Consider the following 21,492-nt stretch of genomic DNA (forward strand, 5'->3'; position numbering starts at 1 on the left):
ACAAAATCAGTGCTGATGCGATTTCGGCTGGTAATTCTGTAAATGAGCAATCGCGGTGTTGATCATATGCGAATCCAGCCCGTGTGCCATACCTGCCTGCAGATCCAGAGTACAGTCACAGCCGAGAGACTTCAGGCGTTCTGCCGCGCTTTTAGACTGGAACGGGTTGATCACCGGATCCTGCTCACCATGTATAAAATGAACCACCGTACCGGCGGCAATCGGTTTTTCCGGCAAAGAGGAGAAGCGTCCGCTGAAAGCAATAATGCGCGATGCCAGATGCTCTTCCACTTTCGTCGATTCAAGTGCCATGATGGTGCCCTGAGAGAATCCCACCAGCGTGGTGTGTTCTGGTGTGACACCGGTTTTCTGCTGCCAGTCACGGACAATCTGCACGAAAGCCGGCATTGCGGAATCCACACGCGGCTGACGGTTTTGCTCAGTCACACCCTGTACGGAAAACCACTGAAATCCGCGGCCAAAATCACAAATGTCCGGGCTGCCGACGCTGATCACCTGCGCCTTCGGGAATGAAACAGCAAAAAACTTACCGATTTCACCCATGGAAATCGGGTTATCACCCACGCCATGAAACAATAAAATCAGCTGGTTAGCTATTTCTTCCGGCTGCTGGACGATAATCTGTTCTGAGCTCATTGCTCTCTCCCGTTGTAAATTAATGGGTTCACTATACGCCGCCTGCCATTCAGTGAAATCGGGTTTTATTGAACGAGTCTTTCCATTTTTTGCAATGAAACCGGTGACTTATTCCACTGTTCCTGCGGCTTTCAGCGCCTGCTGTGTCTCCTGACGCCAGCGGGTCAGCAAGGCTTTACGGCCGGAAAGTTCCAACGCCCTGACCACTTCCGCCACACTTTGCCCCTGTTGCAGATGAGCACGCAACGCCGTCAGCGGCAAAGCACTGTGTAAAAGAAGGCGATTGAGCGCCGGTAAACTGCTTTCCAGCGGACGATGAGCGAAAGCAAATCCGTTCAGCTCGCGCCAGTCGGCGTCGTCAGGCGCTGTGTCTGTCGTGATATTTATCGGCAACACCCGTTCTGTCTGTGGTGCCAGCCAGCGCCAGTCACGGTTAAGCTGAGATTGTGCATTATCAGCCAGCGCCTGCCCCGCCGCGCTAAGCGGTAATATCGCCATCGCGGCATAACACCCGCTGCTGGCTTCTTTCTGCGTACTGATGCGCACCAGCCGGAAACCGGCCTGCTGCCATAATGACGCCAGATCTGAAGTGTAGCCAAAACTCACCGACAGGAAATCCAGCCCCGCCTGCAGCGCACACTGTTTTTGCGCTGCTAACAAATCACGGGCGATACCCCGACGGCGAAACGCGGGATGTACCGCAATGCGGCTGACGCGCCGTGAACGTAATACGGCAGCTTCAGGAAATCCCGCATGAGCCGCGAGTGACTGCGCCACCAGATTGCCACGCGGACGCCGCCTGCCCGCCCAGACTTCCTGCGCCAGTTCCGCACTCAGTCCGCCCTCATCCACCAACCATAACGCCCCCGTCAGCGTGTTGTGCATCCGTGACGCGCTGAAAGTCATACCCGGCGCATCCAGCAGACGACGCAGATCCAGCGGAGACGTGCGGTAATGCGCGCTGGTCAGCAGGCCGTAGAAATCCGTTAGCAACGCCGGTTCGCTCAGCCAGTCAGCGGCATCAATCGGGAATATTTCGGATGTGCCGTCCGTCTGTTCAGCAACCGGCAGATGCTCGTCAAACAGCAATAATTCGCTGATGAACGGCTCGAGTGTGTCGGCGGATGACCAGCGGACCGGCGCGTTCAGACGCAGGTCATGCCACTGCGGCAAAGACGCACAGAATTTGAGTAAGAACCCGCGTCCTGTGCCTTCGTACCCCTGAACCGTGGTGGTCAGCAAAACACGCGGGAAAGACGCCATCAGCTCTGAAAGCATCGGTGCAGGAATAGCGGCGGCTTCATCGATAATCAGCCAGTCAGCGCCGGTTACAGCACCTTCGCGGCATAATGCCAGCAGCGCATCGGGGGCAATAAAGCGGGCAGTTTCCACAGTCTGATGAAGTATCCGGCTGGCCGACGCTTTTGCCGGTGCGGTCACCCAACAGATGCCCGGCCACTGACGTATCAGCATGCCCGCCAGCGTCGATTTGCCACGGCCACGGGCAGCCGTCAGCACCCATACACCGGAATGAGCCTGCAACAGTTGTTGTAAAATCAGTGATTGCTCAGCAGTGGGCTGACCGTCAGGTGGCTGCCAGTCGGGTGCAGCAGGTAACGGCACGAGATCACACGGCAGAGGCTGCCGCCAAACCGTGACGCTGCTGTCTTGTTCGAGCAAAGACTGGAAACGACGGATAAAACGCGGCGTTGGGATCGCCTGCGGTTGTTCGCTCCAGCGCAGGCTGTCAGCATCCGGAGTGTCAGCCCAGGCGCGCCATTCCGGCACCAGTAAAATCAGCCAGCTTCCGGCTTTCAATGTGCCGGAAAATGCCGCCAGCGCCTCGACATTCAGGCTTCGGCGCGCATCAAACACGCCGTGCAAAATGTCCTGCCCGAGCAGCGTATGTGCCGCTGAAGGAGAACAGGCGTTCACCTCATCAGGTGCGGAATCACTGAGCCAGAGCCAGTCACCGCCACTCTGAGCACAGAACTGAATGGCCTGTTGTTCACACCACAGCGCTTCGCCACTGAACACCAGCAAACGCCGCACGCCGAGCCGCTGCATTTGTTGCTGTAGCAAAGTGACTGACATGTCAGGTTTTCCCGACAATCATCGATAACAGACCCGCAGCAATCAGCGGCCCGACCGGCACACCTTTAAACATCGCCACACCCAAAACGGTGCCCACCAGCAAACCCGCCACCAGATGAGGCTGCGTGCCCATCAGTGTCAGGCCGCGCCCGCCAAGCCATGACACCAGCACCCCCACCAGAATGGCGACAATGGATTTCCAGTGGAAGAAGGAATGCACCACGGTGCTGGCGCTGATTTTTCCGCTGGCAATCGGCGCCATCACGCCAATGGTCAGAATAATAATGCCGATGGTCAGACCGTATTTTTCTATCCACGGGAAAAAATTGTTCAGCGGCGTAATGCGTACCGTAAGAAGGAAGAACATTGCGATGGTGACGGCGCTGTTGTGGCTGATGATGCCCAGACCGGCGAAGACGAGTAAAATCAAAAGGGTTGGATCGAGAAAAGCCATGGCATTCCCAGCGGTTCAACATGAGGAAAAAAGAGAGGCTCACGGAGCCTCTCTGTATCGGTCATTGATTATTGAACAGTTTTTACCGGCAGACCAGCGCTTATTGCCGGTTAATCAGCGGCTGGCAAAGGTATTGCATTGGTCAGGATTACCGGTATCAAATCCGCGTTTGAACCAGGTATAACGCTGTTCAGACGTGCCGTGTGTGAAGCTGTCCGGCACCACGCGCCCCTGACTTTGCTGTTGTAAACGGTCATCGCCGATGGCCTGCGCAGCATCCAGTGCTTCTTTCAGGTCGCCCTCTTCGAGAACGTTTTGCTGCTGCATCGCATGTCCCCATACCCCGGCGTAGCAGTCAGCCTGCAATTCCATTTTCACCGACAGCTGATTCACCACCGTCTGCGATGCGCCCTGCTGCATCTCGCGAACCTTGCGCTCAGTGCCCAGCAAGTTTTGCACATGGTGACCGACTTCGTGCGCCACGACATAGCCCTGCGCGAAATCCCCGCCTGCGCCGAGTTTATTCTGCAATTCCTGATAGAACGACAAATCGATATACACCGTGCTGTCCGCCGGGCAATAGAACGGGCCCATAACCGACTGGCCGGTGCCGCAGCCGGTACGGGTTGCACCGCGATACATCACCAGTTTCGGCTCACGATAAGTCATGCCCTGCTTCTGGAAAATCTCTTTCCAGGTGTCTTCCGTTGATGCGAGGACCACCGAGGTGAATTTTGCCTGCTCGTCATCTTTCGGGCTGATGGATTGCGATTGTGTCTGCTGCTGCATCCCGCCTGACTGTCCGCCGTCAATCAGCGGAGTGAGGTCGATACCGTAATAACCGGCAACCAGCACCACAATGATAATCACAATGCCGCTTTTGCCACGGATAGGCAGACGCATCCCCCCGCCACCTAAACCGCCGCCGCCGTTAGATCCCTGTCCGCGTCTGTCTTCTACATTGTCGCTTTCGCGACGCCCTTGCCAACGCATAATCCACCTCCAGACTGTTTTTTTAAGACTAGCCAGCACACGCAGTTAATACCATCTGCGAAAGGACGTAATTTTAGAGGAGGAGGAATTAAATGAAAGAAAACAGTGTGAAAACAGGAAAATTAAATGCAGCAAAGAGAACGGGTGACGGAGGCCACCACCCGTTTTGTGCGCGCCGCGTAAACGATTGCGCAGTCTGGCTAAAAAAAGGAACCGGCGTTTAGTCCAGTTTCACACCAATACGGTGAGCCACTTCTTCATAAGCTTCGATCAGGCCGCCGAGGCTCTGGCGATAACGGTCTTTATCCATCTTGTTCAGGGTTTCTTTGTCCCACAGGCGGCTGCCGTCCGGAGAGAACTCATCACCCAGCACCACTTCACCGTTGAACAGACCGAATTCAAGTTTGAAATCGACCAGGATCAGACCTGCATCATCAAACAATTTGCTCAGCACGTCGTTAGCTTTGTAGCTCAGCTCTTTCATGCGCGCGAGGTTTTCTTCGTTCACCCAGCCAAACGTCTTGCAGTAAGATTCGTTGACCATCGGATCGTGCATCGCATCGTTTTTCAGGAACAGATCGAACAACGGCGGGTTCAGTTCCAGACCTTCTTCAATGCCCAGACGTTTTACCAGCGAACCAGCAGCACGGTTACGGATAACGCATTCAACCGGGACCATATCCAGTTTTTTCACCAGCACTTCGGTGTCAGACAACAGGCGTTCCATTTGAGTAGGAATACCGGCTTCTTCCAGCTTAGCCATGATGAAATGGTTAAATTTGTTGTTAACCAACCCTTTACGGTCGAACTGCTCAATACGCTGACCATCCAGTGCTGACGTATCGTTACGGAACTCCAGTACCAGAAGGTCCGGGTTTTCGGTGGTGTAGACGGTTTTCGCCTTGCCGCGATACAACTCAGCTAACTTTTGCATCTTTACTTACTCCAGTGGAAAAAACAGATGTAAAAAGGGGCCGTAGCCCCTTGGTATTATTTTGCGCTGCTCTGGCTAAACGCGGCCTGCATGACCGCCACCATCGCGTCGTTCTGCGACTGGCTGAGAGCATGTCCTTTCGGATCAAGGAACTGCAAGCTACTACGGTTGTCGAGGTCGCCAACCTGAAGTTTGTAATCACCGGAGCTGAGGCCCGGATCTTTCGCACCCAGCGTCTGCCACGCATCGTCATTAAGCGGTTTGTAAGTCACAGACATTGTGCCTTGCGGACGGCTGCTGTCGGTCACTTTCATGCCAGCTTTCGCCAGGGCATTAGGCAGACGATCCCAGACCACACCGTAAGATGAACGGACGATCAGCACCGGTAAGCCGGTATCATCAGCGCCGCTCTGGACGTCGATTTCACCGACGCGACGGTTATCGAGACGCGCCTGTGTATCCTGCTGCACTTTATCCAGGTTCGCCGTGATGGCGTTCATCATCTGGCTGTTGTAGCGCTGGATTTCAGTCGTAGACGTCACCGCTTTATCTTGCTGTTTCAGCTCAAGCGTTTTCACGGTCAGTGCCAGTTGGTAGCTCTGCTGTTTCACGCTGATCTGATAACGGCCCTGATACTGGAAGTCTTCATCCGCACGATTCCATTCAACGAAATCGGTGGAGAGCGTCTGGTTCGCGTCATCGCGGTTGGCAATTTTGAATTTATTTTGCTCAACAGCTTTCACGACGTTGTTCCACAAATCGCGGTTTTGCGGCGTGTTTTCCAGCAGCACGGTACTGGTGTCGCCAGACAACTGAGTCTGGGAACCGTTCAGTAAGGCCAGCGGCTGGGCTGGTGGACGAATGTCGAGCTGTTTACCTACCGCGCCCTGCATTGCGCCTTGCTGAATATCATAGGTGCCGTTCTGCACTGGCAGGATCATGCCTGATGGTGCTTTCAGCTCATGCAGCGCTGGCGCATCCAGGTAGGCTTCATCGCCGCTTACCTGGCGCTTGTAGCGCTGGTCACTGGAACATGCAGCCAGCAGCATAATCAGGGAAACACCCACGACTTTGGCTACGGCAGTTTTCTGCAATCGGGTCATCTGGAAACTATTCTTGTCAAATAAAGAGGCCATCAAATCTTCCTAAGAGTTACAGCAAACCGGCGCTTTTTAATGCTTCTTCCACGACCGGACGGGCAGCATCTGTTAACGGCGTCATAGGCAGACGCATCGTATCGGTTGCCATCAAACCCAGTGCCTTACAGGCCCATTTCACCGGGATTGGGTTTGCTTCTACAAACAAATTCTGATGCAAAGGCATCAGGCGCTGATTCAGGCGACGCGCCTCGGCAAAATTGCCAAGTGCAGCCAGCTCACAAAGTTGTGCCATTTCACGGGCAGCGACGTTAGCAGTAACGGAAATAACGCCCTTGCCACCGAGCTGCATAAAGTCCAGACCACTGGCGTCATCACCGCTCAGCAGAATGAAATCTTCATCATCAACCAGCACTTGGATCTGACTAACACGACTTAAGTTCCCTGTTGCCTCTTTAACAGCAACAATATTCTTTAATTTTGCTAAACGCGCGATGGTCGGCGGCAGCATATCGCAGCCGGTACGTGAAGGCACGTTGTAGAGAATTTGCGGCAGGGAGGTGTTTTCAGCGATAGCTTTGAAGTGCTGATACAGGCCTTCCTGAGTCGGACGGTTGTAATAAGGGGTGACTGTCAGGCAGCCAACAACGCCACTTTTTTCAAAACGTTGCGTAAGAGAAATCGCCTCAGCGGTGGCATTTGCCCCCGTGCCTGCGATCACCGGAATGCGGCCATCGGCCAGTTCCAGTGTTTGTAAGACCACATCACCATGCTCTTCGTGGCTCAGTGTTGCTGACTCGCCGGTTGTGCCAACGGAAACGATCGCCGCAGTACCACTGGACACATGATAATCAATCAGTTTTTTCAGACTTGCGCGATCGACGGCACCTTTGGTGTCCATCGGCGTAACCAGTGCAACAATACTTCCCGTAAACATTGACCTTCCCCTCCACAAACAGGTCACTCATGGTACTTTTGACACCACTGCAAAAGCAAGCAATCAACGAGCGGTAACCGCTTGTCCGGCGGTTTTTTTTATGTTTACCTTGGGAATACTCCAAAGCACGACAGGAAGACCCATTTTGCCGCAGCCACAACAACATTATCTGGTTATCACCGCGTTGGGTGCCGATCGCCCCGGTATCGTGAACACTATTACCCGTCAGGTGAGCAGCTGCGGCTGTAATATCGAAGACAGCCGGCTGGCAATGCTGGGCGATGAGTTTACGTTCATCATGCTGCTTTCCGGCAGCTGGAACGCCATCACCCTGATTGAATCCACCCTGCCGCAAAAAGGGGCAGAGCTTGAATTACTGATTGTGATGAAACGCACCAGCGCGCATGAACGCCCGCCGATGCCTGCCACCGTGTGGGTGAAAGTAGAAGTGAAAGACTCGCCGCACCTGATTGAGCGTTTTACCGATTTATTCGATACACATCAGATGAATATCGCCGAACTTGCGTCAAAAACCCGTCCGGCAGACGCCACGTTGCCCGCGCAGCTTTCTATCCAGATCACGGCGCACAGCGCGGCCAATACCGATCCGGCAATTATTGAGCAGGCGTTTCATCAGCTATGTACAGAACTGAAAGCGCAAGGCAGTATTAACGTCGTTAGTTATTCTGAGAATGAAGATAAACTGCAGTAACAGCTGAAAGATACGGAGAAAGACAATGAGCCCACTGAAAGCCGGTGATCCTGCGCCGCAATTTAGTTTACCCGACCAAGACGGTGAACAAATTAATCTGGCCGACTTCCAGGGACAGCGTGTCCTGGTCTATTTCTATCCAAAAGCCATGACCCCCGGTTGTACGGTACAGGCCTGCGGACTGCGCGATAACATGGATCAGTTGAAAAGTGCAGGCGTTGAAGTGCTGGGGATCAGCACCGATAAGCCAGAAAAACTGTCGCGTTTTGCTGAAAAAGAGCTGCTGAACTTCACGTTGCTTTCCGATGAAGATCATCAGGTCTGTGAACAGTTTGGCGTCTGGGGTGAAAAATCCTTTATGGGCAAGACCTACGACGGCATTCATCGCATCAGCTTCCTGCTCGACGGCAATGGCAAAGTCGAAAAAGTGTTCGATGATTTTAAAACCACTAACCACCATGACATCGTGATGGCCTATCTGAACGAGAAGTCTGCCTGATCTCTCACGCCTGACAAACGTTCATAAAAAAAAGCGCAGACGCGCTTTTTTTATTGGGTACGGTAGCAGAAAGAATCAGACCGTTTCGTTCAGGGATTCATCCGGCCAGACGTGAACCACAGCTTTGACCAGCGTCGCCAGCGGTATCGCAAAGAATACCCCCCAGAACCCCCACAGCCCGCCGAAGACCACAACCGCCAGAATAATCACCAGCGGATGCAGGTTCACCGCCTCTGAGAACAACAGCGGCACAATCACATTGCCATCCAGCCCCTGAACGACCAGATACGCGACAATCAGTGTCCAGAAATCAGCGCCGAGTCCCCACTGGAACATCGCCACAATCACCACCGGGATAGTCACCAGCATCGCGCCGATATACGGGATAAGCACTGATACGCCCACCAGCACCGCCATCAGCAGCGAATAACGCATGTCCATCACCACAAATACCAGATAAGTGGCGACACCGACGATGATCATCTCCAGCACTTTACCGCGGATATAATTAGTAATTTGCTGATTCATCTCCACCCAAACCTGCCCTGCCAGCCCGCGATCGCGTGGCAGCACGCGACGCACGGCATTGAGCATTTGCTCTTTATCCTTAAGCAGGAAGAACACCATCATCGGCACCAGAATCAGGTAAATCGCCAGCGTCAGTAAACCCACCAGCGACGCCAGCGAATATTTCACCACCGACTCGCCCAGCCCGGACAATTTACTGCGCATGTTTTCGGCCATCATATCGATGATACCGGCATCGACCAGCGCCGGATAACGCTTGGGTAAGGTGGCCGCAAAATCGTAAAAACGGTTCAGCATGCTCGGTAAATCGGTCATCAGGTTCACGCCCTGTTGCCAGGTCACCGGCGCAATGACGAACATGCCGAGCAGTAAAATACCGGCGAAAATAATCAGCACGACGCTGACGGAGAGCGTGCGGGAAAGGCCGACATGTTGCAGACGAACGGTCGGCCATTCCAGTAAATACGCCAGAACAATCGCCACCAGAAGCGGAGCAAGAATGCCATTAAGAAAATAAAGAATACAAAAACCCGCGACCAAAATGGCCAGCAGCGCAATGGCCTGGGGATCGGTAAAGCGACGGCGGTACCACTGTAACAACATGTCCAACATCAGATAACGCTCCTGTAGTTTCCTGTTCCGGCGGGTGTGCGCAGTTTGTTCCCTGCATGCTCAGACACAAGTAACTATCTAAAAAATTCGTTGTCATACAACTGTAGCTGCACAGTGTTTTAAACTCTCACGAGGATAGCTACTATAGAGACAGGCGCAAATAAAAGCGTCAGAAAATAATGGTCTGACTACCTGATCACGGAAGAAAGGCTCGCAATGCTCATCGGTATCGCAGTTCACTTATTGGGAAGCAAATGTTTATGGTAATACGGTTGAAAAAAACGGTGATTGCTCTGTGTCTGGGCAGCCTGTTCGCTGGCGGTATTCTGCCGGCAGGCGCTGATGACAGCTCATTCTGGTCAACGCCCGTGAGCTCTGCCAAAACCAGTTCACCATTGGCTCCTCCGGTAAGCGATCAGTTGCCGGACATTGGCACTACTGCCGGCGGTACGCTGAGCATTAATCAGGAACTGCAGATGGGCGATTTTTACGTCCGTCAGATGCGCGCCAGTACGCCGCTGATTAACGATCCACTGCTCAATCAGTACATTAACGAACTGGGCCAGAGGCTGGTAGCACACGCTTACTCCGTTCGTACCCCATTTCATTTCTTCATCGTCAATAACGATGAGCTGAACGCCTTTGCTTTCTTTGGCGGCAACGTGGTGATCCACTCTTCCCTGTTCCGCTATACCGAGAATGAGAGCCAGCTGGCTTCCGTTATGGCGCACGAAATTTCCCACGTGACCCAGCGCCATCTGGCGCGTGCGATGGAAGATCAACAGCGCAACGCACCGCTCACCTGGGTGGGCGCATTAGGTTCTATCCTGCTGGCGATGGCCAGCCCTCAAATGGGCATGGCTGCGCTGACCGGTACGCTGGCGGGAACGCAGCAAGGTATGATCAGCTTCACGCAAAGCAATGAACAGGAAGCGGACCGTATCGGCATTCAGGTATTACAACGTTCCGGTTTTGATCCGCAGGCCATGCCCGCCTTCCTGCAAAAACTGGCCGATCAGGCCAGCTACTCAACCCGTCCGCCTGAAATGCTGCTGACGCACCCCTTGCCGGACAGCCGTCTGGCGGATATCCGTAACCGCGCGAACCAGATGCCGCACCTGATGGTGCAATCTTCACAAGATTACACGATGGCGAAAGTGCGCATATTGGGAATGTACGGTTCTGACAGTTTCCCGCTCAGCGATGACTATTTGCTGAAACTGAGCAACGGCAATATCCGCGAGCAGCTGGCGGCAAAATACGGCCATGCGCTGCAATTCTACAAAGCTAAAAAATACGATCAGGCACGCGCGATCCTTGATCCGTTGCTGGCACAAAATCCCGGCAACGAATGGTTGCTGGATTTAGCGACCGATACCGATCTTGAAAGCAAACGCGCGCCGCAGGCTATCGCGCGTCTGGAGATGGCGGGTGCGGCGACCAGTTCAAATCCGGTACTTCAGCTCAATCTGGCCAACGCTTACCTTGAAGGGGCGAAACCGGCCAATGCCATGAAAATCCTCAACCGCTATACTTTCAACTATCCGGGTGATCCGAATGGCTGGGATCTGTTGTCTCAGGCGGCTGCGGCGCAGGGTTTGCGCGCGCAGGAACTGGCCGCCAGAGCGGAAAGCATGGCGTTAATTGGCCGTCTGGATCAGGCGATAGAATTGCTGAGCAACGCCAGCGCATTACAAAAATTAGGCAGTCTGGAACAGGCTCGTTACGACGCACGCATCGATCAGCTTCGTCAGTTGCAGGGGCGATTCCGTCAGTATCAGAAAGGCTGATTTCAGTGCCAGAATGGAGAAATTTTAATGCCACATGATGTTGCGATTTACCACAATCCGGCTTGTTCAAAAAGCCGTGAGACCCTGAAGTTACTGGAAGCAGAAGGCATTGAGCCGCAGGTGATTTTGTATCTGGAAACACAGCCGTCAGTGGATAAGCTGAAAGAACTGCTGGGACTGCTGGGCTTTAGCTCAGCGCGGGAACTGATGCGAAAAGGTGAGCAGATTTATAAGGATCTCAACCTGAAAGATAAAGACCTGAGCGAGGAACAGCTGTTACAGGCAATGGCCGATCATCCGCGGCTGATTGAACGTCCGATTGTGGTCGCCAACGGCAAAGCGCGTTTGGGCCGTCCGCCGGAACAGGTCAAAGAGATTTTATAACCCCCGCCAAAACATACGGGTTCGGTTCACGAACCCGGCTGTCGCTTCCCATTACAGCCTCTCTGTCACAGCCCGAGAATTTCTTTCACGAACGGAATGGTCAGTTTGCGCTGCGCGGTAATAGACGCGCGATCCAGCTGATCCAGCGTCATAAACAACGTACGCATTTCCCTGTCCAGACGTTTTAACAGGAAACGCCCCACGTCTTCCGGCAGTTCAAAACCGCGCAATTTAGCGCGCAGTTGCAACGCCTGAAGTTTTTCTTCGTCGGAAAGTGGCTGAAGTTTATAGATTTGCCCCCAGTCGAGACGGGAAGCCAGGTCCGGCAGGCTGAGATTCAGCTGACGCGGAGGACGATCGCCGGTAATAAACAAACGCGTGCGACCGGTTTCAAGAATGCGGTTATAGAGATGGAAAACAGCGGCTTCCCATTCATCATCACCGGCAATGCCTTCGATATTATCAATACACACCAGCGCCAGATGTTCCATGCCGTCCAGAACTTCCGGCACGAAATAAGCCCGCTTGTCTAATGGCACATATCCCACCGCTTCGCCGCGCTGCGATAATTCAGCGCAAGCTGCGTGTAACAGATGGCTGCGGCCGCCGCCTTCGCGTGACCAGAAATAAATATAGGTGCCGTGTTCCTGATGCAATGCGCTCTGAATGGCAGATAGCAGAGAAGGGTTTTCCCCCGGATAAAAACTGGCAAAGGTTTCATCATCGGGTAGATAAAGTGGCAGGGAAAGCTGTGCCGGCGTATTCAGAAGCACCTCAACCAAAGCGGCATGATGACCGCAGATGTTGTCACGTCAATAAAAAGAACTGTCGAATTCTAGCAAGGATCCGTCGTGAAATGAACTGTACCCGGTGCAACCGCTTGCGATCCGAGCACCTGACCGGCAAGCGGCTGCCTGACGGTCAGGAATGATCAGGGTCAGACTGGCGGATTTTCCCGCTCATCTTCCACGTCAATGATCTGTTCTTCGCCGCGGAAAATCTCGATCACTTTGAACAGCAGGCTCAGGAAGATGCCGACGATCGTCGCCAGCGCCATGCCTTTCAGCTCAGCAGCACCGATGTGGATCTTCGCGCCGCTGACGCCGATGATCAGGATCACTGCAGTCAGGATCAGGTTCTGCGCTTTGTTGTAATCTACTTTAGATTCAATCAGCACGCGGATCCCCGAAGCGCCAATCACACCGTAAAGCAGCAACGAAACGCCGCCCATCACCGGCACCGGCACTGCCTGAATGGCCGCCGCCAGTTTACCGATACAGGAAAGCAGAATCGCCAGAATCGCCGCGCCGCCGATAACCCAGGTGCTGTAAACCTTGGTGATCGCCATGACGCCGATGTTTTCACCGTACGTGGTGTTTGGCGTCGAGCCGAAGAAACCGGATAACACCGTCGACAGACCATTGGCCAGCATCGAACGGTGCAGACCCGGATCACGCAGCAAATCTTTCTTCACGATGTTTGCCGTCACGACCAGATGCCCGACATGCTCGGCAATGACTACCAGCGCCGCAGGCAGGATGGTGAGGATGGCCACCCATTCAAAACGCGGCGTATAGAAGGTTGGCAGCGCGAACCAGTGGGCATTTTCGATCGTGGAGACATCCACCACGCCCATGAAGAACGAAAGTGCATAACCCACCAGCACACCAATCAGAATCGGGATAATCGCCAGGAAACCGCGGAAAAGTACGGAACCCAGAATCGTCACCGACAGCGTAACCAGAGAAATAGTGATGGTGGTGGAATCCACCGGCGCCCCCTCGGCAGGCAATAATCCAGCCATATTCGCCGCGACACCGGCAAGTTCAAGCCCGATGACGGCCACGATTGCACCCATCGCCGCTGGCGGGAACATCACGTTAATCCAGCCAATCCCGGCTTTCTTAACAATCAGCGCCACCAGACAAAACAGTAAACCACAGGCAATAAATCCGCCCAGCGCCACTTCATACCCCATCGGCAACAGCAACAGCACCGGTGAAATAAACGCGAAGCTCGAGCCGAGATACGCCGGTATCTTCCCTTTACAGACAAATAAATACAGCAAAGTCCCTATGCCATTGAACAGCAGCACCGTCGCCGGGTTTATCTTAAACAGAATGGGAACCAGAACGGTGGCACCAAACATGGCAAACAGATGCTGGAAACTCAGGGGGATCGTCTGCAGCAATGGCGGACGTTCGCTTACCCCGATGACACGACGGGTCATGAATGTGATCCTCTCAATGGTGTGATGTTGTGTTGTGTATGACGTGCAAAAAAAATTCCAAAAAAAAGCCGACTCATTAGTCGGCTAAACGCTTATTTATTTCGTACCAAATATCTTGTCGCCCGCATCGCCGAGCCCCGGGATGATGTAGCCTTTCTCGTTGAGTCCCTGATCGACCGAGGCGGTGTACAGCTCAACATCCGGGTGCGCAGCTTCGAGAGCAGCGATGCCTTCCGGTGCAGCAACCAGCACCAGCACTTTAATGCTCTGACAGCCGGCTTTTTTCAGCAGGTCGATGGTGGCAATCATAGACCCCCCGGTGGCCAGCATCGGGTCAACGACCAGCGCCAGACGTTCTTCGATGTTAGAAACCAGCTTCTGGAAATACGGCACAGGTTTCAGGGTTTCTTCATCACGGTACACGCCGACGACGCTGATACGCGCGCTCGGCACGTGTTCCAGTACGCCTTCCATCATGCCCAGACCGGCACGCAGGATTGGCACGACAGTAATTTTCTTACCTTTGATCTGATCGATTTCCACCGGGCCATTCCAGCCTTCGATGGTCACTTTTTCAGTTTCTAAATCGGCAGTCGCTTCATACGTCAGCAGACTTCCCACCTCAGAAGCCAGTTCGCGAAAACGTTTCGTGCTGATGTCGTTTTCACGCATCAGGCCCAGCTTGTGTTTCACCAGCGGGTGTTTCACCTCGACGATCTTCATTATTTATTCTCCTAAGGTGGTTGAGCTGCAAAAAAAAATCGCGAGATTATAACGCCATTTTTTTTGAACGCCATACCAATTAGCCTGATCCAAATCAACTTATCCTTCTTCATTGAAGCCGCAGCTGCGTTAGCGGCTCTCTCTGACCCGAATCACTGACTCAAGTCAGCTCATCGGAATTCGCTCGTTTGCTGCCTTGCTGTAACTCCAGTGACTTCGGCTAAGTGTTGTATCTTTAAGTATAGATAGTGACTCTGAATAAGGCGCTCGCAAACGTTTGCTTCCACTGTTAGAATTGCCCCGCTTTATTCTTCAACCACCAACCCAAACCGCCGTGGGGACTTCGCAGTGACCGACAAAACCTCTCTCAGCTATAAAGACGCAGGCGTAGATATCGATGCCGGTAACGCATTGGTAGATCGCATTAAAGGTGTAGTAAAACAGACCCGTCGCCCGGAAGTTATGGGTGGATTAGGGGGTTTTGGTGCTCTCTGCGCGCTGCCGCAAAAATATCGTGAACCCGTGCTGGTTTCGGGTACCGACGGCGTTGGCACCAAGCTGCGTCTGGCGATGGATTTAAAACGCCACGATACTATCGGTATCGACCTGGTCGCGATGTGCGTCAACGATTTGATCGTTCAGGGCGCTGAACCCCTGTTCTTCCTCGACTATTACGCCACCGGTAAACTGGACGTCGATATCGCCGCCAGTGTGATCACAGGTATTGCAGAAGGCTGTAAACAGTCTGGCTGCGCGCTGGTCGGTGGCGAAACCGCTGAAATGCCGGGCATGTACCACGGCGAAGATTACGACGTCGCCGGATTCTGTGTTGGCGTCGTGGAAAAATCAGAAATTATCGACGGCAGCAAAGTGGCTGACGGCGATGTGCTGATCGGCCTCGCCGCCAGTGGTCCGCACTCTAACGGTTACTCTCTGGTGCGCAAAATTCTGGAAGTCAGCAAAACTGATCCGGAAACCACCGTTCTGGCAGGCAAACCGCTGGCCGATCACCTGCTGGCACCGACCAAAATTTATGTGAAGTCGATCCTCAATCTGATCGAAAACGTGGAAGTTCACGGCATCGTTCACCTGACGGGTGGCGGCTTCTGGGAAAACATTCCGCGCGTACTGCCGGATAACACCCAGGTCATCATCGAAGAAGCCAGCTGGCAATGGCCGGATGTCTTCACCTGGTTGCAAACTACCGGTAACGTCAGCCGTCACGAAATGTATCGCACCTTCAACTGTGGCGTGGGCATGGTTGTCGCACTTCCGGCGCAGCTCGCCGATCAGGCGATTGCGCTGCTGAATGACAAGGGTGAAAAAGCGTGGAAAATTGGCTATGTTAAGGCCTCTGACTCCGCTGAGCGCGTCGTTATCGAGTAATCAGACGTCAGGTCACTCTATTCACTGAAGACGGCAGGTTGGGATATGAAAAGGATTGTGGTTCTGGTATCGGGCGAGGGAAGCAACTTACAGGCCCTGATCGATGCCTGCCAGCAGGGACGAATCAACGCAAAAATCAGTGCAGTCTTCAGTAACAAAATCGCTGCATACGGGCTTGAAAGAGCCCGTTTAGCCGATATTCCGGCGCACACGCTGGATGTAAAAGCTTACGAAGACCGCACAGCTTTTGACGAAGCGTTGGCTGATGCTATTGAGACTTTCAGGCCGGATCTGGTGGTACTCGCCGGTTATATGCGGATCCTGAGCGCCGAATTCGTTCAGCGCTTTGCAGGGCGTATGATCAACATCCACCCTTCTCTGTTGCCGAAATATCCGGGGCTGCATACTCATCGTCAGGCGATTGAAAATCAGGATGCTGAACACGGCACCTCGGTGCATTTTGTCACTGAACAGCTCGACGGCGGCCCGGTAATTTTACAGGCCAAGGTGCCGGTTTTTGCTGAAGATACGCAAGACGAGTTGATTGCCCGCGTGCAAACGCAGGAACACAGCATTTATCCGCTGGTGGTCAGCTGGTTTGTTGACGGACGTTTATCACTGCAAAACGGTCAGGCATTTCTGGACAACAAACCGCTTTCTGAACGTGGATACGCAGAAGATTAATCTGCCCAGGCATCACGATTTCACTATAAACCGGCCACGTGCCGGTTTTTTATTTTCCACCATTTGACATTTGTTTACATTTCACCCGATATAATGCACATCCCGGCGCACGTTTAAACGTCGTTTGTGCGCCGACCTTCATCTGAAACACGGTTGTTTCAGACCTCATATTTACGAAGGTTACCCTCATAAAACGGCTTTTATAGTTGAGGAACACCCCATGTTTAGCCATAACAGCGTCAGATTACGTCCACTGGAAAAGGACGACCTGTCGTTTGTTCACCGTCTTGATAATAACGCCAGCATCATGCGTTACTGGTTTGAAGAACCTTACGAGGCTTTCGTCGAACTGACCGACTTGTATCACAAACACATCCACGACCAGAGCGAACGCCGCTTCATTATAGAATTCGAAAGCGGACCGGTTGGCTTAGTGGAGCTGGTGGAAATTAATCATATTCACCGCCGCGCGGAATTTCAGATAATCATTGACCCGCAACATCAGGGCAAAGGCTTTGCCGGTGATGCCGTGCGCCTGGCGATGGATTATGCCTTCTCGGTTCTGAACCTCTACAAACTGTATTTAATCGTGGATAAAGAAAATAAAAAGGCGATCCACATCTACAGCAAATTAGGGTTTGAGCTCGAAGGTGAACTGAAGCAGGAATTCTTTGTGAACGGTGAATACCGCAGCGCCATCCGCATGTGTATTTTCCAGCCGCAATTCCTGGCGAAGTACAAAACCAAACCGGTTCAGGTCAAACCTGAATCACTGATTGGCGCCAGCGCGGTTTAATTTAGCCACCGGTTAAAATCATGCAATAAATTACCGGTGAGGGGAGAAGAACTCCTTCACCGGTAAGACTTTTCCCTCCTTTTTCTCGCATTTATTCCGCTGATACAAACTCTCCTGAAATCATCCCCAGTTATGTTGGACTTTCCTGTCAATCTTTCGCAATATTGATAGTAGACACTAGGCCCCTCTCACTGACGGCTTCCTGTTGGGCTGACCTGAAAAAAGCCCGTAACACGAAGAATATGTTGAGCTAAATTGCGGTGTTTTCAGGCAAGTTTGCCTGTATGGGCCAGGTTGCAAGCTAAATGAACGGAGTGAAAATGGGTCAGGAAAAGCTTTATATCGAGAAAGAACTAAGCTGGCTGTCCTTCAATGAGCGCGTGTTGCAGGAAGCGGCAGACAAAAGCAATCCTCTGATCGAACGGATGCGTTTTTTAGGGATTTACTCCAATAACCTGGATGAGTTCTATAAAGTCCGTTTTGCCGATTTAAAGCGACGGATCCTCATCAGTGAAGAACAAGGCTTTCTGGGTGCTTCCCGTCATTTACTGAAAAAAATTCAGGCGAAAGTTCTGCGTATTGATCAGGAATTTGACAGCCTGTACAACGATTTGCTGCTGGAAATGGCGCGTAATCAGATCTTCCTGATTAATGAACGTCAGGTTTCTGAAAATCAGCAGGCCTGGTTGCGTCAGTATTTCAAACATCATCTGCGCCAGCACATCACGCCAATTCTGATTAATCACGACACCAATCTGGTGCAGTTCCTGAAAGACGATTACACCTATCTGGCGGTTGAAATTATTCGTGGCGAAGAAATTCATTACGCGCTGCTGGAGATCCCTTCCGATAAAGTGCCGCGTTTCGTCAATCTGCCGCCGGAAGCCCCTCGCCGCCGTAAGCCGATGATCCTGCTTGATAACATTTTGCGTTATTGTCTGGATGATATTTTTAAAGGCTTCTTTGATTACGACGCGCTGAATGCCTATTCGATGAAAATGACCCGTGACGCCGAATACGATCTGGTCACAGAAATGGAATCGAGCCTGCTGGAGCTGATGTCATCGAGCCTGAAACAGCGTCTGACCGCCGAGCCGGTGCGTTTTGTTTATCAGCGCGATATGCCCGATGAAATGGTGGAATTGCTGCGCGGCAAGCTGGGTATCTCCAATTACGATTCCGTGATCGCCGGCGGCCGTTACCATAACTTCAAAGATTTCATCAGCTTCCCGAATGTCGGCAAAGCCAATCTGGTCAACCGCCCGCTGCCGCGTCTGCGCCATTTATGGTTCGATAAATTCCGCAACGGCTTTGCGGCAATCCGTGAGCAGGATGTGCTGCTGTATTATCCGTATCATACGTTTGAACACGTGCTGGAACTGCTGCGTCAGGCGTCGTTCGATCCGAACGTTTTATCAATAAAAATCAATATTTACCGCGTTGCGAAAGATTCACGCATCATCGAATCCATGATCCACGCCGCGCACAACGGCAAGAAAGTGACCGTCGTCGTCGAACTTCAGGCGCGCTTTGATGAAGAAGCCAACATTCACTGGGCGAAACGTCTGACAGAAGCCGGTGTGCACGTTATTTTCTCTGCGCCGGGTCTGAAAATTCACGCAAAACTCTTTCTTATTTCCCGCCGCGAAGGCGATGAAATTGTCCGCTATGCTCATATTGGGACCGGTAACTTTAACGAGAAAACTGCCCGTCTCTATACCGACTATTCGCTGCTCACCGCAGATGCGCGGATCACCAATGAAGTCCGCCGGGTGTTTAACTTTATTGAGAACCCGTACCGTCCGGTCTCTTTCGAACATCTGATGGTGTCGCCGCAAAACTCGCGCGACATGCTGTATCGCCTGATCGACAAAGAAATTGCCAATGTTCAGGCAGGCGGCTCAGGCAGCATTACGCTGAAAATCAATAATCTGGTAGATAAAGGACTTATCGACCGCCTGTACGTTGCGTCTAACGTCGGGGTGAAAATCCGTCTGCTGATCCGCGGCATGTGTTCGCTGGTCCCGAATTTACCGGGCTTTAGCGAAAACATTCAGGTCACCAGTATTATTGACCGCTATCTTGAGCACGACCGTGTATATGTCTTTGAAAATGGTGGCGATACCAAAGTATTCCTGTCTTCAGCTGACTGGATGACCCGTAATATCGATTACCGAATTGAGGTTGCTGTCGCCCTGCTCGATCCACGCCTTAAACAGCGCGTTCTGGACATTCTCGAACTGCTGTTTAGTGACACGGTAAAAGCCAGAGTGATTGATAAAGAACTGAGCAACCGGTATGTTCCACGCGGAAATCGTCGCAAAGTGCGTGCGCAGCTGGCGATTTACGAATATCTGAAAGATCTGGAACAACAAAGTCAGCAAGCCTGAATCTCTGGAGCGCTACATAACTATGCCCCTAAAAAACAGCCCAATGAACGCCAAGCCACAGGAAATTGCGGCTATCGATCTCGGATCGAACAGTTTCCACATGGTCATTGCGCGCGTGGTTAACGGCGCGATGCAGGTCTTAGGTCGCCTGAAACAGCGCGTTCATCTGGCCGATGGTCTCGATAATAAGAGTGTGCTCAGTGAAGAAGCCATGCAACGCGGGCTGGATTGCCTGGCTTTATTTGCAGAACGTCTGCAAGGTTTTCCGGAAAGTAACGTCACCATCGTGGGGACACATACCCTGCGTCAGGCGGTGAACGCCGAGGAGTTCCTCAGGCGTGCCAAAGAAGTGATCCCCTACCCGATTGAAATTATTTCCGGGCAGGAAGAAGCCCGTCTGATTTTTATGGGTGTTGAACACACGCAGCCGGAAAAAGGTCGCAAGCTGGTCATCGACATTGGTGGCGGTTCTACGGAACTGGTCATCGGCGAAGATTTCGAGCCTTTGCTGGCAGAAAGCCGCCGTATGGGCTGTGTCAGTTTTGCGCAGATGTTCTTCCCGGAAGGCGAAATCAGTCGCAGCAACTTCAAACGCGCACAACTCGCTGCCGCACAGAAGCTGGAAACACTGGCCTGGCAGTATCGTCTGCAAGGCTGGCAGTATGCGCTCGGCGCGTCCGGCAGTATCAAAGCGGCTTACGAAGTGCTGGTCGCAATGGGTGAGAAAGATGGACTGATCACCCCTGAGCGTCTGGAAATGCTGACCGAAGCCGTGCTGGATTTCAAAAAATTCAGCGATCTGGATTTACCCGGTTTATCGGAAGACCGTCAGTCAGTGTTTGTGCCGGGGCTGGCAATTTTGCGTGGCGTATTTGATGCGCTGGCCGTGAAAGAGCTGCGTCTTTCAGACGGCGCGCTGCGTGAAGGTGTGCTGTATGAGATGGAAGGTCGTTTCCGTCATCAGGACATCCGCACGCGCACCGCCAAAAGTCTGGCCGAGCATTACAATATCGACCGGGAGCAGGCGCGCCGCGTGCTGGAAACCACCGAGCAACTTTACAGTCAGTGGTTAGCACAAAATACCAAACTGGTGCAGCCGCAACTGGAATCACTGCTGAAATTCAGTGCAATGCTGCATGAAGTGGGTCTGAGCATTAACCATACCGGGATGCATCGCCATTCTTCATATATCCTGCAAAACACCAATTTGCCGGGCTTTAATCAGGAACAGCAAACATTGCTGGCAACGCTGGTGCGTTTCCATCGTAAAGCCATCAAGCTGGAAGAATTGCCACGCCTGAACCTGTTTAAGAAGAAACACTACATTCCGCTTATTCAGCTGCTGCGTCTTGGCGCGTTGCTCAATAACCAGCGCCAGTCGACGACCACACCGGAATCCCTGCGGTTATCTACTGATGATAATCACTGGACGCTGCGTTTCCCGGCCGGCTATCTGGCGCAGAACAACCTGGTTCAGCTGGATTTTGAGAAAGAACAAAATTACTGGAACGACGTCACGGGCTGGAAACTGATGCTCGAAGAAGAAGACGGCGCAGCGGAAGACTAATTCGTTTGTCGCTATAAAAAAGCCC

General features: G+C 52.7%; 20 protein-coding genes. 9 read left to right on the forward strand and 11 right to left on the reverse strand.

What is annotated here, in order from left to right; translation table 11 throughout:
• Positions 1-6: 6 nt before the first annotated feature.
• The 7 genes from ypfH to dapA all read right to left on the reverse strand — a co-directional run bounded on the left by ypfH (position 7) and on the right by dapA (position 7,166).
• Positions 7-657 (reverse strand): esterase, encoded by a 651-nt coding sequence (gene ypfH / locus J1778_RS16860; RefSeq protein WP_217174151.1) that lies wholly within the window; start codon positions 655-657, stop codon positions 7-9.
• A gap of 108 nt (positions 658-765) precedes the next feature.
• Positions 766-2,751, reverse strand: a complete 1,986-nt coding sequence (locus J1778_RS16865) for a tRNA(Met) cytidine acetyltransferase TmcA (RefSeq protein WP_217174152.1) — start codon at positions 2,749-2,751, stop codon at positions 766-768.
• Position 2,752: 1 nt separating this feature from the next.
• Positions 2,753-3,205: a DUF441 domain-containing protein gene (locus tag J1778_RS16870; protein WP_112287584.1), complete on the reverse strand. Its 453-nt coding sequence runs from the start codon at positions 3,203-3,205 to the stop codon at positions 2,753-2,755.
• A gap of 114 nt (positions 3,206-3,319) precedes the next feature.
• Positions 3,320-4,198 (reverse strand): KPN_02809 family neutral zinc metallopeptidase, encoded by an 879-nt coding sequence (ypfJ, locus tag J1778_RS16875; protein WP_217174153.1) that lies wholly within the window; start codon positions 4,196-4,198, stop codon positions 3,320-3,322.
• Positions 4,199-4,418: 220 nt separating this feature from the next.
• The gene (gene purC / locus J1778_RS16880) at positions 4,419-5,132 is read right to left on the reverse strand and encodes a phosphoribosylaminoimidazolesuccinocarboxamide synthase (RefSeq protein ID WP_047608889.1); all 714 of its coding nucleotides are present in this window, start codon (positions 5,130-5,132) and stop codon (positions 4,419-4,421) included.
• A gap of 56 nt (positions 5,133-5,188) precedes the next feature.
• Positions 5,189-6,268 (reverse strand): outer membrane protein assembly factor BamC, encoded by a 1,080-nt coding sequence (gene bamC, locus J1778_RS16885; RefSeq protein ID WP_217174154.1) that lies wholly within the window; start codon positions 6,266-6,268, stop codon positions 5,189-5,191.
• A gap of 16 nt (positions 6,269-6,284) precedes the next feature.
• A complete protein-coding gene (dapA, locus tag J1778_RS16890; RefSeq protein ID WP_095925033.1) occupies positions 6,285-7,166 on the reverse strand; it encodes a 4-hydroxy-tetrahydrodipicolinate synthase in 882 nt (293 codons plus the stop codon).
• 145 nt (positions 7,167-7,311) lie between these two features.
• Here dapA and J1778_RS16895 point away from each other — a divergent pair, with 145 nt between their 5' ends.
• Both J1778_RS16895 and bcp read left to right on the forward strand, forming a co-directional pair.
• Entirely contained in the window at positions 7,312-7,878 is a 567-nt protein-coding gene (locus J1778_RS16895; RefSeq protein WP_120160262.1) for a glycine cleavage system transcriptional repressor, read from the forward strand.
• A 25-nt stretch (positions 7,879-7,903) separates the two neighbouring features.
• The gene (gene bcp / locus J1778_RS16900) at positions 7,904-8,377 is read left to right on the forward strand and encodes a thioredoxin-dependent thiol peroxidase (protein WP_112287579.1); all 474 of its coding nucleotides are present in this window, start codon (positions 7,904-7,906) and stop codon (positions 8,375-8,377) included.
• Between the two features lie 75 nt (positions 8,378-8,452).
• On the opposite strand, the gene J1778_RS16905 is transcribed toward bcp, so the two are convergent.
• Positions 8,453-9,517: an AI-2E family transporter gene (locus tag J1778_RS16905; RefSeq protein ID WP_112287578.1), complete on the reverse strand. Its 1,065-nt coding sequence runs from the start codon at positions 9,515-9,517 to the stop codon at positions 8,453-8,455.
• Between the two features lie 260 nt (positions 9,518-9,777).
• Here J1778_RS16905 and bepA point away from each other — a divergent pair, with 260 nt between their 5' ends.
• Positions 9,778-11,307 (forward strand): beta-barrel assembly-enhancing protease, encoded by a 1,530-nt coding sequence (bepA, locus tag J1778_RS16910; protein ID WP_217174155.1) that lies wholly within the window; start codon positions 9,778-9,780, stop codon positions 11,305-11,307.
• A gap of 27 nt (positions 11,308-11,334) precedes the next feature.
• Positions 11,335-11,691, forward strand: coding sequence for an arsenate reductase (glutaredoxin) (gene arsC / locus J1778_RS16915; protein WP_217174156.1), 357 nt, complete (start codon positions 11,335-11,337; stop codon positions 11,689-11,691).
• A 65-nt stretch (positions 11,692-11,756) separates the two neighbouring features.
• On the opposite strand, the gene hda is transcribed toward arsC, so the two are convergent.
• The 3 genes from hda to upp all read right to left on the reverse strand — a co-directional run bounded on the left by hda (position 11,757) and on the right by upp (position 14,644).
• Positions 11,757-12,464, reverse strand: a complete 708-nt coding sequence (hda, locus tag J1778_RS16920) for a DnaA inactivator Hda (protein WP_013576559.1) — start codon at positions 12,462-12,464, stop codon at positions 11,757-11,759.
• A 164-nt stretch (positions 12,465-12,628) separates the two neighbouring features.
• Positions 12,629-13,921 (reverse strand): uracil permease, encoded by a 1,293-nt coding sequence (gene uraA / locus J1778_RS16925; RefSeq protein WP_217174157.1) that lies wholly within the window; start codon positions 13,919-13,921, stop codon positions 12,629-12,631.
• A 96-nt stretch (positions 13,922-14,017) separates the two neighbouring features.
• Complete coding sequence (gene upp / locus J1778_RS16930) at positions 14,018-14,644, reverse strand: uracil phosphoribosyltransferase (RefSeq protein WP_095925026.1); 627 nt, start codon at positions 14,642-14,644, stop codon at positions 14,018-14,020.
• Positions 14,645-14,992: 348 nt separating this feature from the next.
• Between upp and purM the strand changes: the two genes are divergently transcribed.
• The 5 genes from purM (at position 14,993) to ppx (ending at position 21,467) form a co-directional block, all read left to right on the forward strand.
• Positions 14,993-16,030 carry a phosphoribosylformylglycinamidine cyclo-ligase gene (gene purM, locus J1778_RS16935; protein WP_217174158.1) on the forward strand — a complete coding sequence of 346 codons (1,038 nt, stop codon included), beginning with the start codon at positions 14,993-14,995 and terminating at the stop codon, positions 16,028-16,030.
• A 45-nt stretch (positions 16,031-16,075) separates the two neighbouring features.
• On the forward strand, positions 16,076-16,714 hold the full coding sequence (gene purN, locus J1778_RS16940; RefSeq protein WP_217174159.1) for a phosphoribosylglycinamide formyltransferase: 639 nt from the start codon (positions 16,076-16,078) through the stop codon (positions 16,712-16,714).
• A gap of 220 nt (positions 16,715-16,934) precedes the next feature.
• Complete coding sequence (gene speG, locus J1778_RS16945) at positions 16,935-17,510, forward strand: spermidine N1-acetyltransferase (RefSeq protein ID WP_217174160.1); 576 nt, start codon at positions 16,935-16,937, stop codon at positions 17,508-17,510.
• Positions 17,511-17,830: 320 nt separating this feature from the next.
• Positions 17,831-19,900 carry a polyphosphate kinase 1 gene (ppk1, locus tag J1778_RS16950; protein ID WP_217174246.1) on the forward strand — a complete coding sequence of 690 codons (2,070 nt, stop codon included), beginning with the start codon at positions 17,831-17,833 and terminating at the stop codon, positions 19,898-19,900.
• Positions 19,901-19,922: 22 nt separating this feature from the next.
• Positions 19,923-21,467 carry an exopolyphosphatase gene (ppx, locus tag J1778_RS16955; protein ID WP_217174161.1) on the forward strand — a complete coding sequence of 515 codons (1,545 nt, stop codon included), beginning with the start codon at positions 19,923-19,925 and terminating at the stop codon, positions 21,465-21,467.
• The last annotated feature ends 25 nt before the right edge of the window (positions 21,468-21,492 follow it).

The sequence above is a fragment of the Rahnella bonaserana genome, assembly GCF_019049675.1.
GTDB classification, from domain to species: domain Bacteria; phylum Pseudomonadota; class Gammaproteobacteria; order Enterobacterales; family Enterobacteriaceae; genus Rahnella; species Rahnella bonaserana.

What these genes read in the sequence shown, in the direction of transcription:
- upp (WP_095925026.1), bottom strand. Translation starts at nt 14,644, where the DNA reads ATGAAGATCGTCGAGGTGAAACACCCGCTGGTGAAACACAAGCTGGGC.
- ppx (WP_217174161.1), top strand. Translation starts at nt 19,923, where the DNA reads ATGCCCCTAAAAAACAGCCCAATGAACGCCAAGCCACAGGAAATTGCG.
- bcp (WP_112287579.1), top strand. Translation starts at nt 7,904, where the DNA reads ATGAGCCCACTGAAAGCCGGTGATCCTGCGCCGCAATTTAGTTTACCC.
- speG (WP_217174160.1), top strand. Translation starts at nt 16,935, where the DNA reads ATGTTTAGCCATAACAGCGTCAGATTACGTCCACTGGAAAAGGACGAC.
- uraA (WP_217174157.1), bottom strand. Translation starts at nt 13,921, where the DNA reads ATGACCCGTCGTGTCATCGGGGTAAGCGAACGTCCGCCATTGCTGCAG.
- bamC (WP_217174154.1), bottom strand. Translation starts at nt 6,268, where the DNA reads ATGGCCTCTTTATTTGACAAGAATAGTTTCCAGATGACCCGATTGCAG.
- J1778_RS16905 (WP_112287578.1), bottom strand. Translation starts at nt 9,517, where the DNA reads ATGTTGGACATGTTGTTACAGTGGTACCGCCGTCGCTTTACCGATCCC.
- bepA (WP_217174155.1), top strand. Translation starts at nt 9,778, where the DNA reads ATGGTAATACGGTTGAAAAAAACGGTGATTGCTCTGTGTCTGGGCAGC.
- J1778_RS16870 (WP_112287584.1), bottom strand. Translation starts at nt 3,205, where the DNA reads ATGGCTTTTCTCGATCCAACCCTTTTGATTTTACTCGTCTTCGCCGGT.
- purN (WP_217174159.1), top strand. Translation starts at nt 16,076, where the DNA reads ATGAAAAGGATTGTGGTTCTGGTATCGGGCGAGGGAAGCAACTTACAG.
- J1778_RS16865 (WP_217174152.1), bottom strand. Translation starts at nt 2,751, where the DNA reads ATGTCAGTCACTTTGCTACAGCAACAAATGCAGCGGCTCGGCGTGCGG.
- purC (WP_047608889.1), bottom strand. Translation starts at nt 5,132, where the DNA reads ATGCAAAAGTTAGCTGAGTTGTATCGCGGCAAGGCGAAAACCGTCTAC.
- ypfH (WP_217174151.1), bottom strand. Translation starts at nt 657, where the DNA reads ATGAGCTCAGAACAGATTATCGTCCAGCAGCCGGAAGAAATAGCTAAC.
- ppk1 (WP_217174246.1), top strand. Translation starts at nt 17,831, where the DNA reads ATGGGTCAGGAAAAGCTTTATATCGAGAAAGAACTAAGCTGGCTGTCC.
- dapA (WP_095925033.1), bottom strand. Translation starts at nt 7,166, where the DNA reads ATGTTTACGGGAAGTATTGTTGCACTGGTTACGCCGATGGACACCAAA.
- ypfJ (WP_217174153.1), bottom strand. Translation starts at nt 4,198, where the DNA reads ATGCGTTGGCAAGGGCGTCGCGAAAGCGACAATGTAGAAGACAGACGC.
- arsC (WP_217174156.1), top strand. Translation starts at nt 11,335, where the DNA reads ATGCCACATGATGTTGCGATTTACCACAATCCGGCTTGTTCAAAAAGC.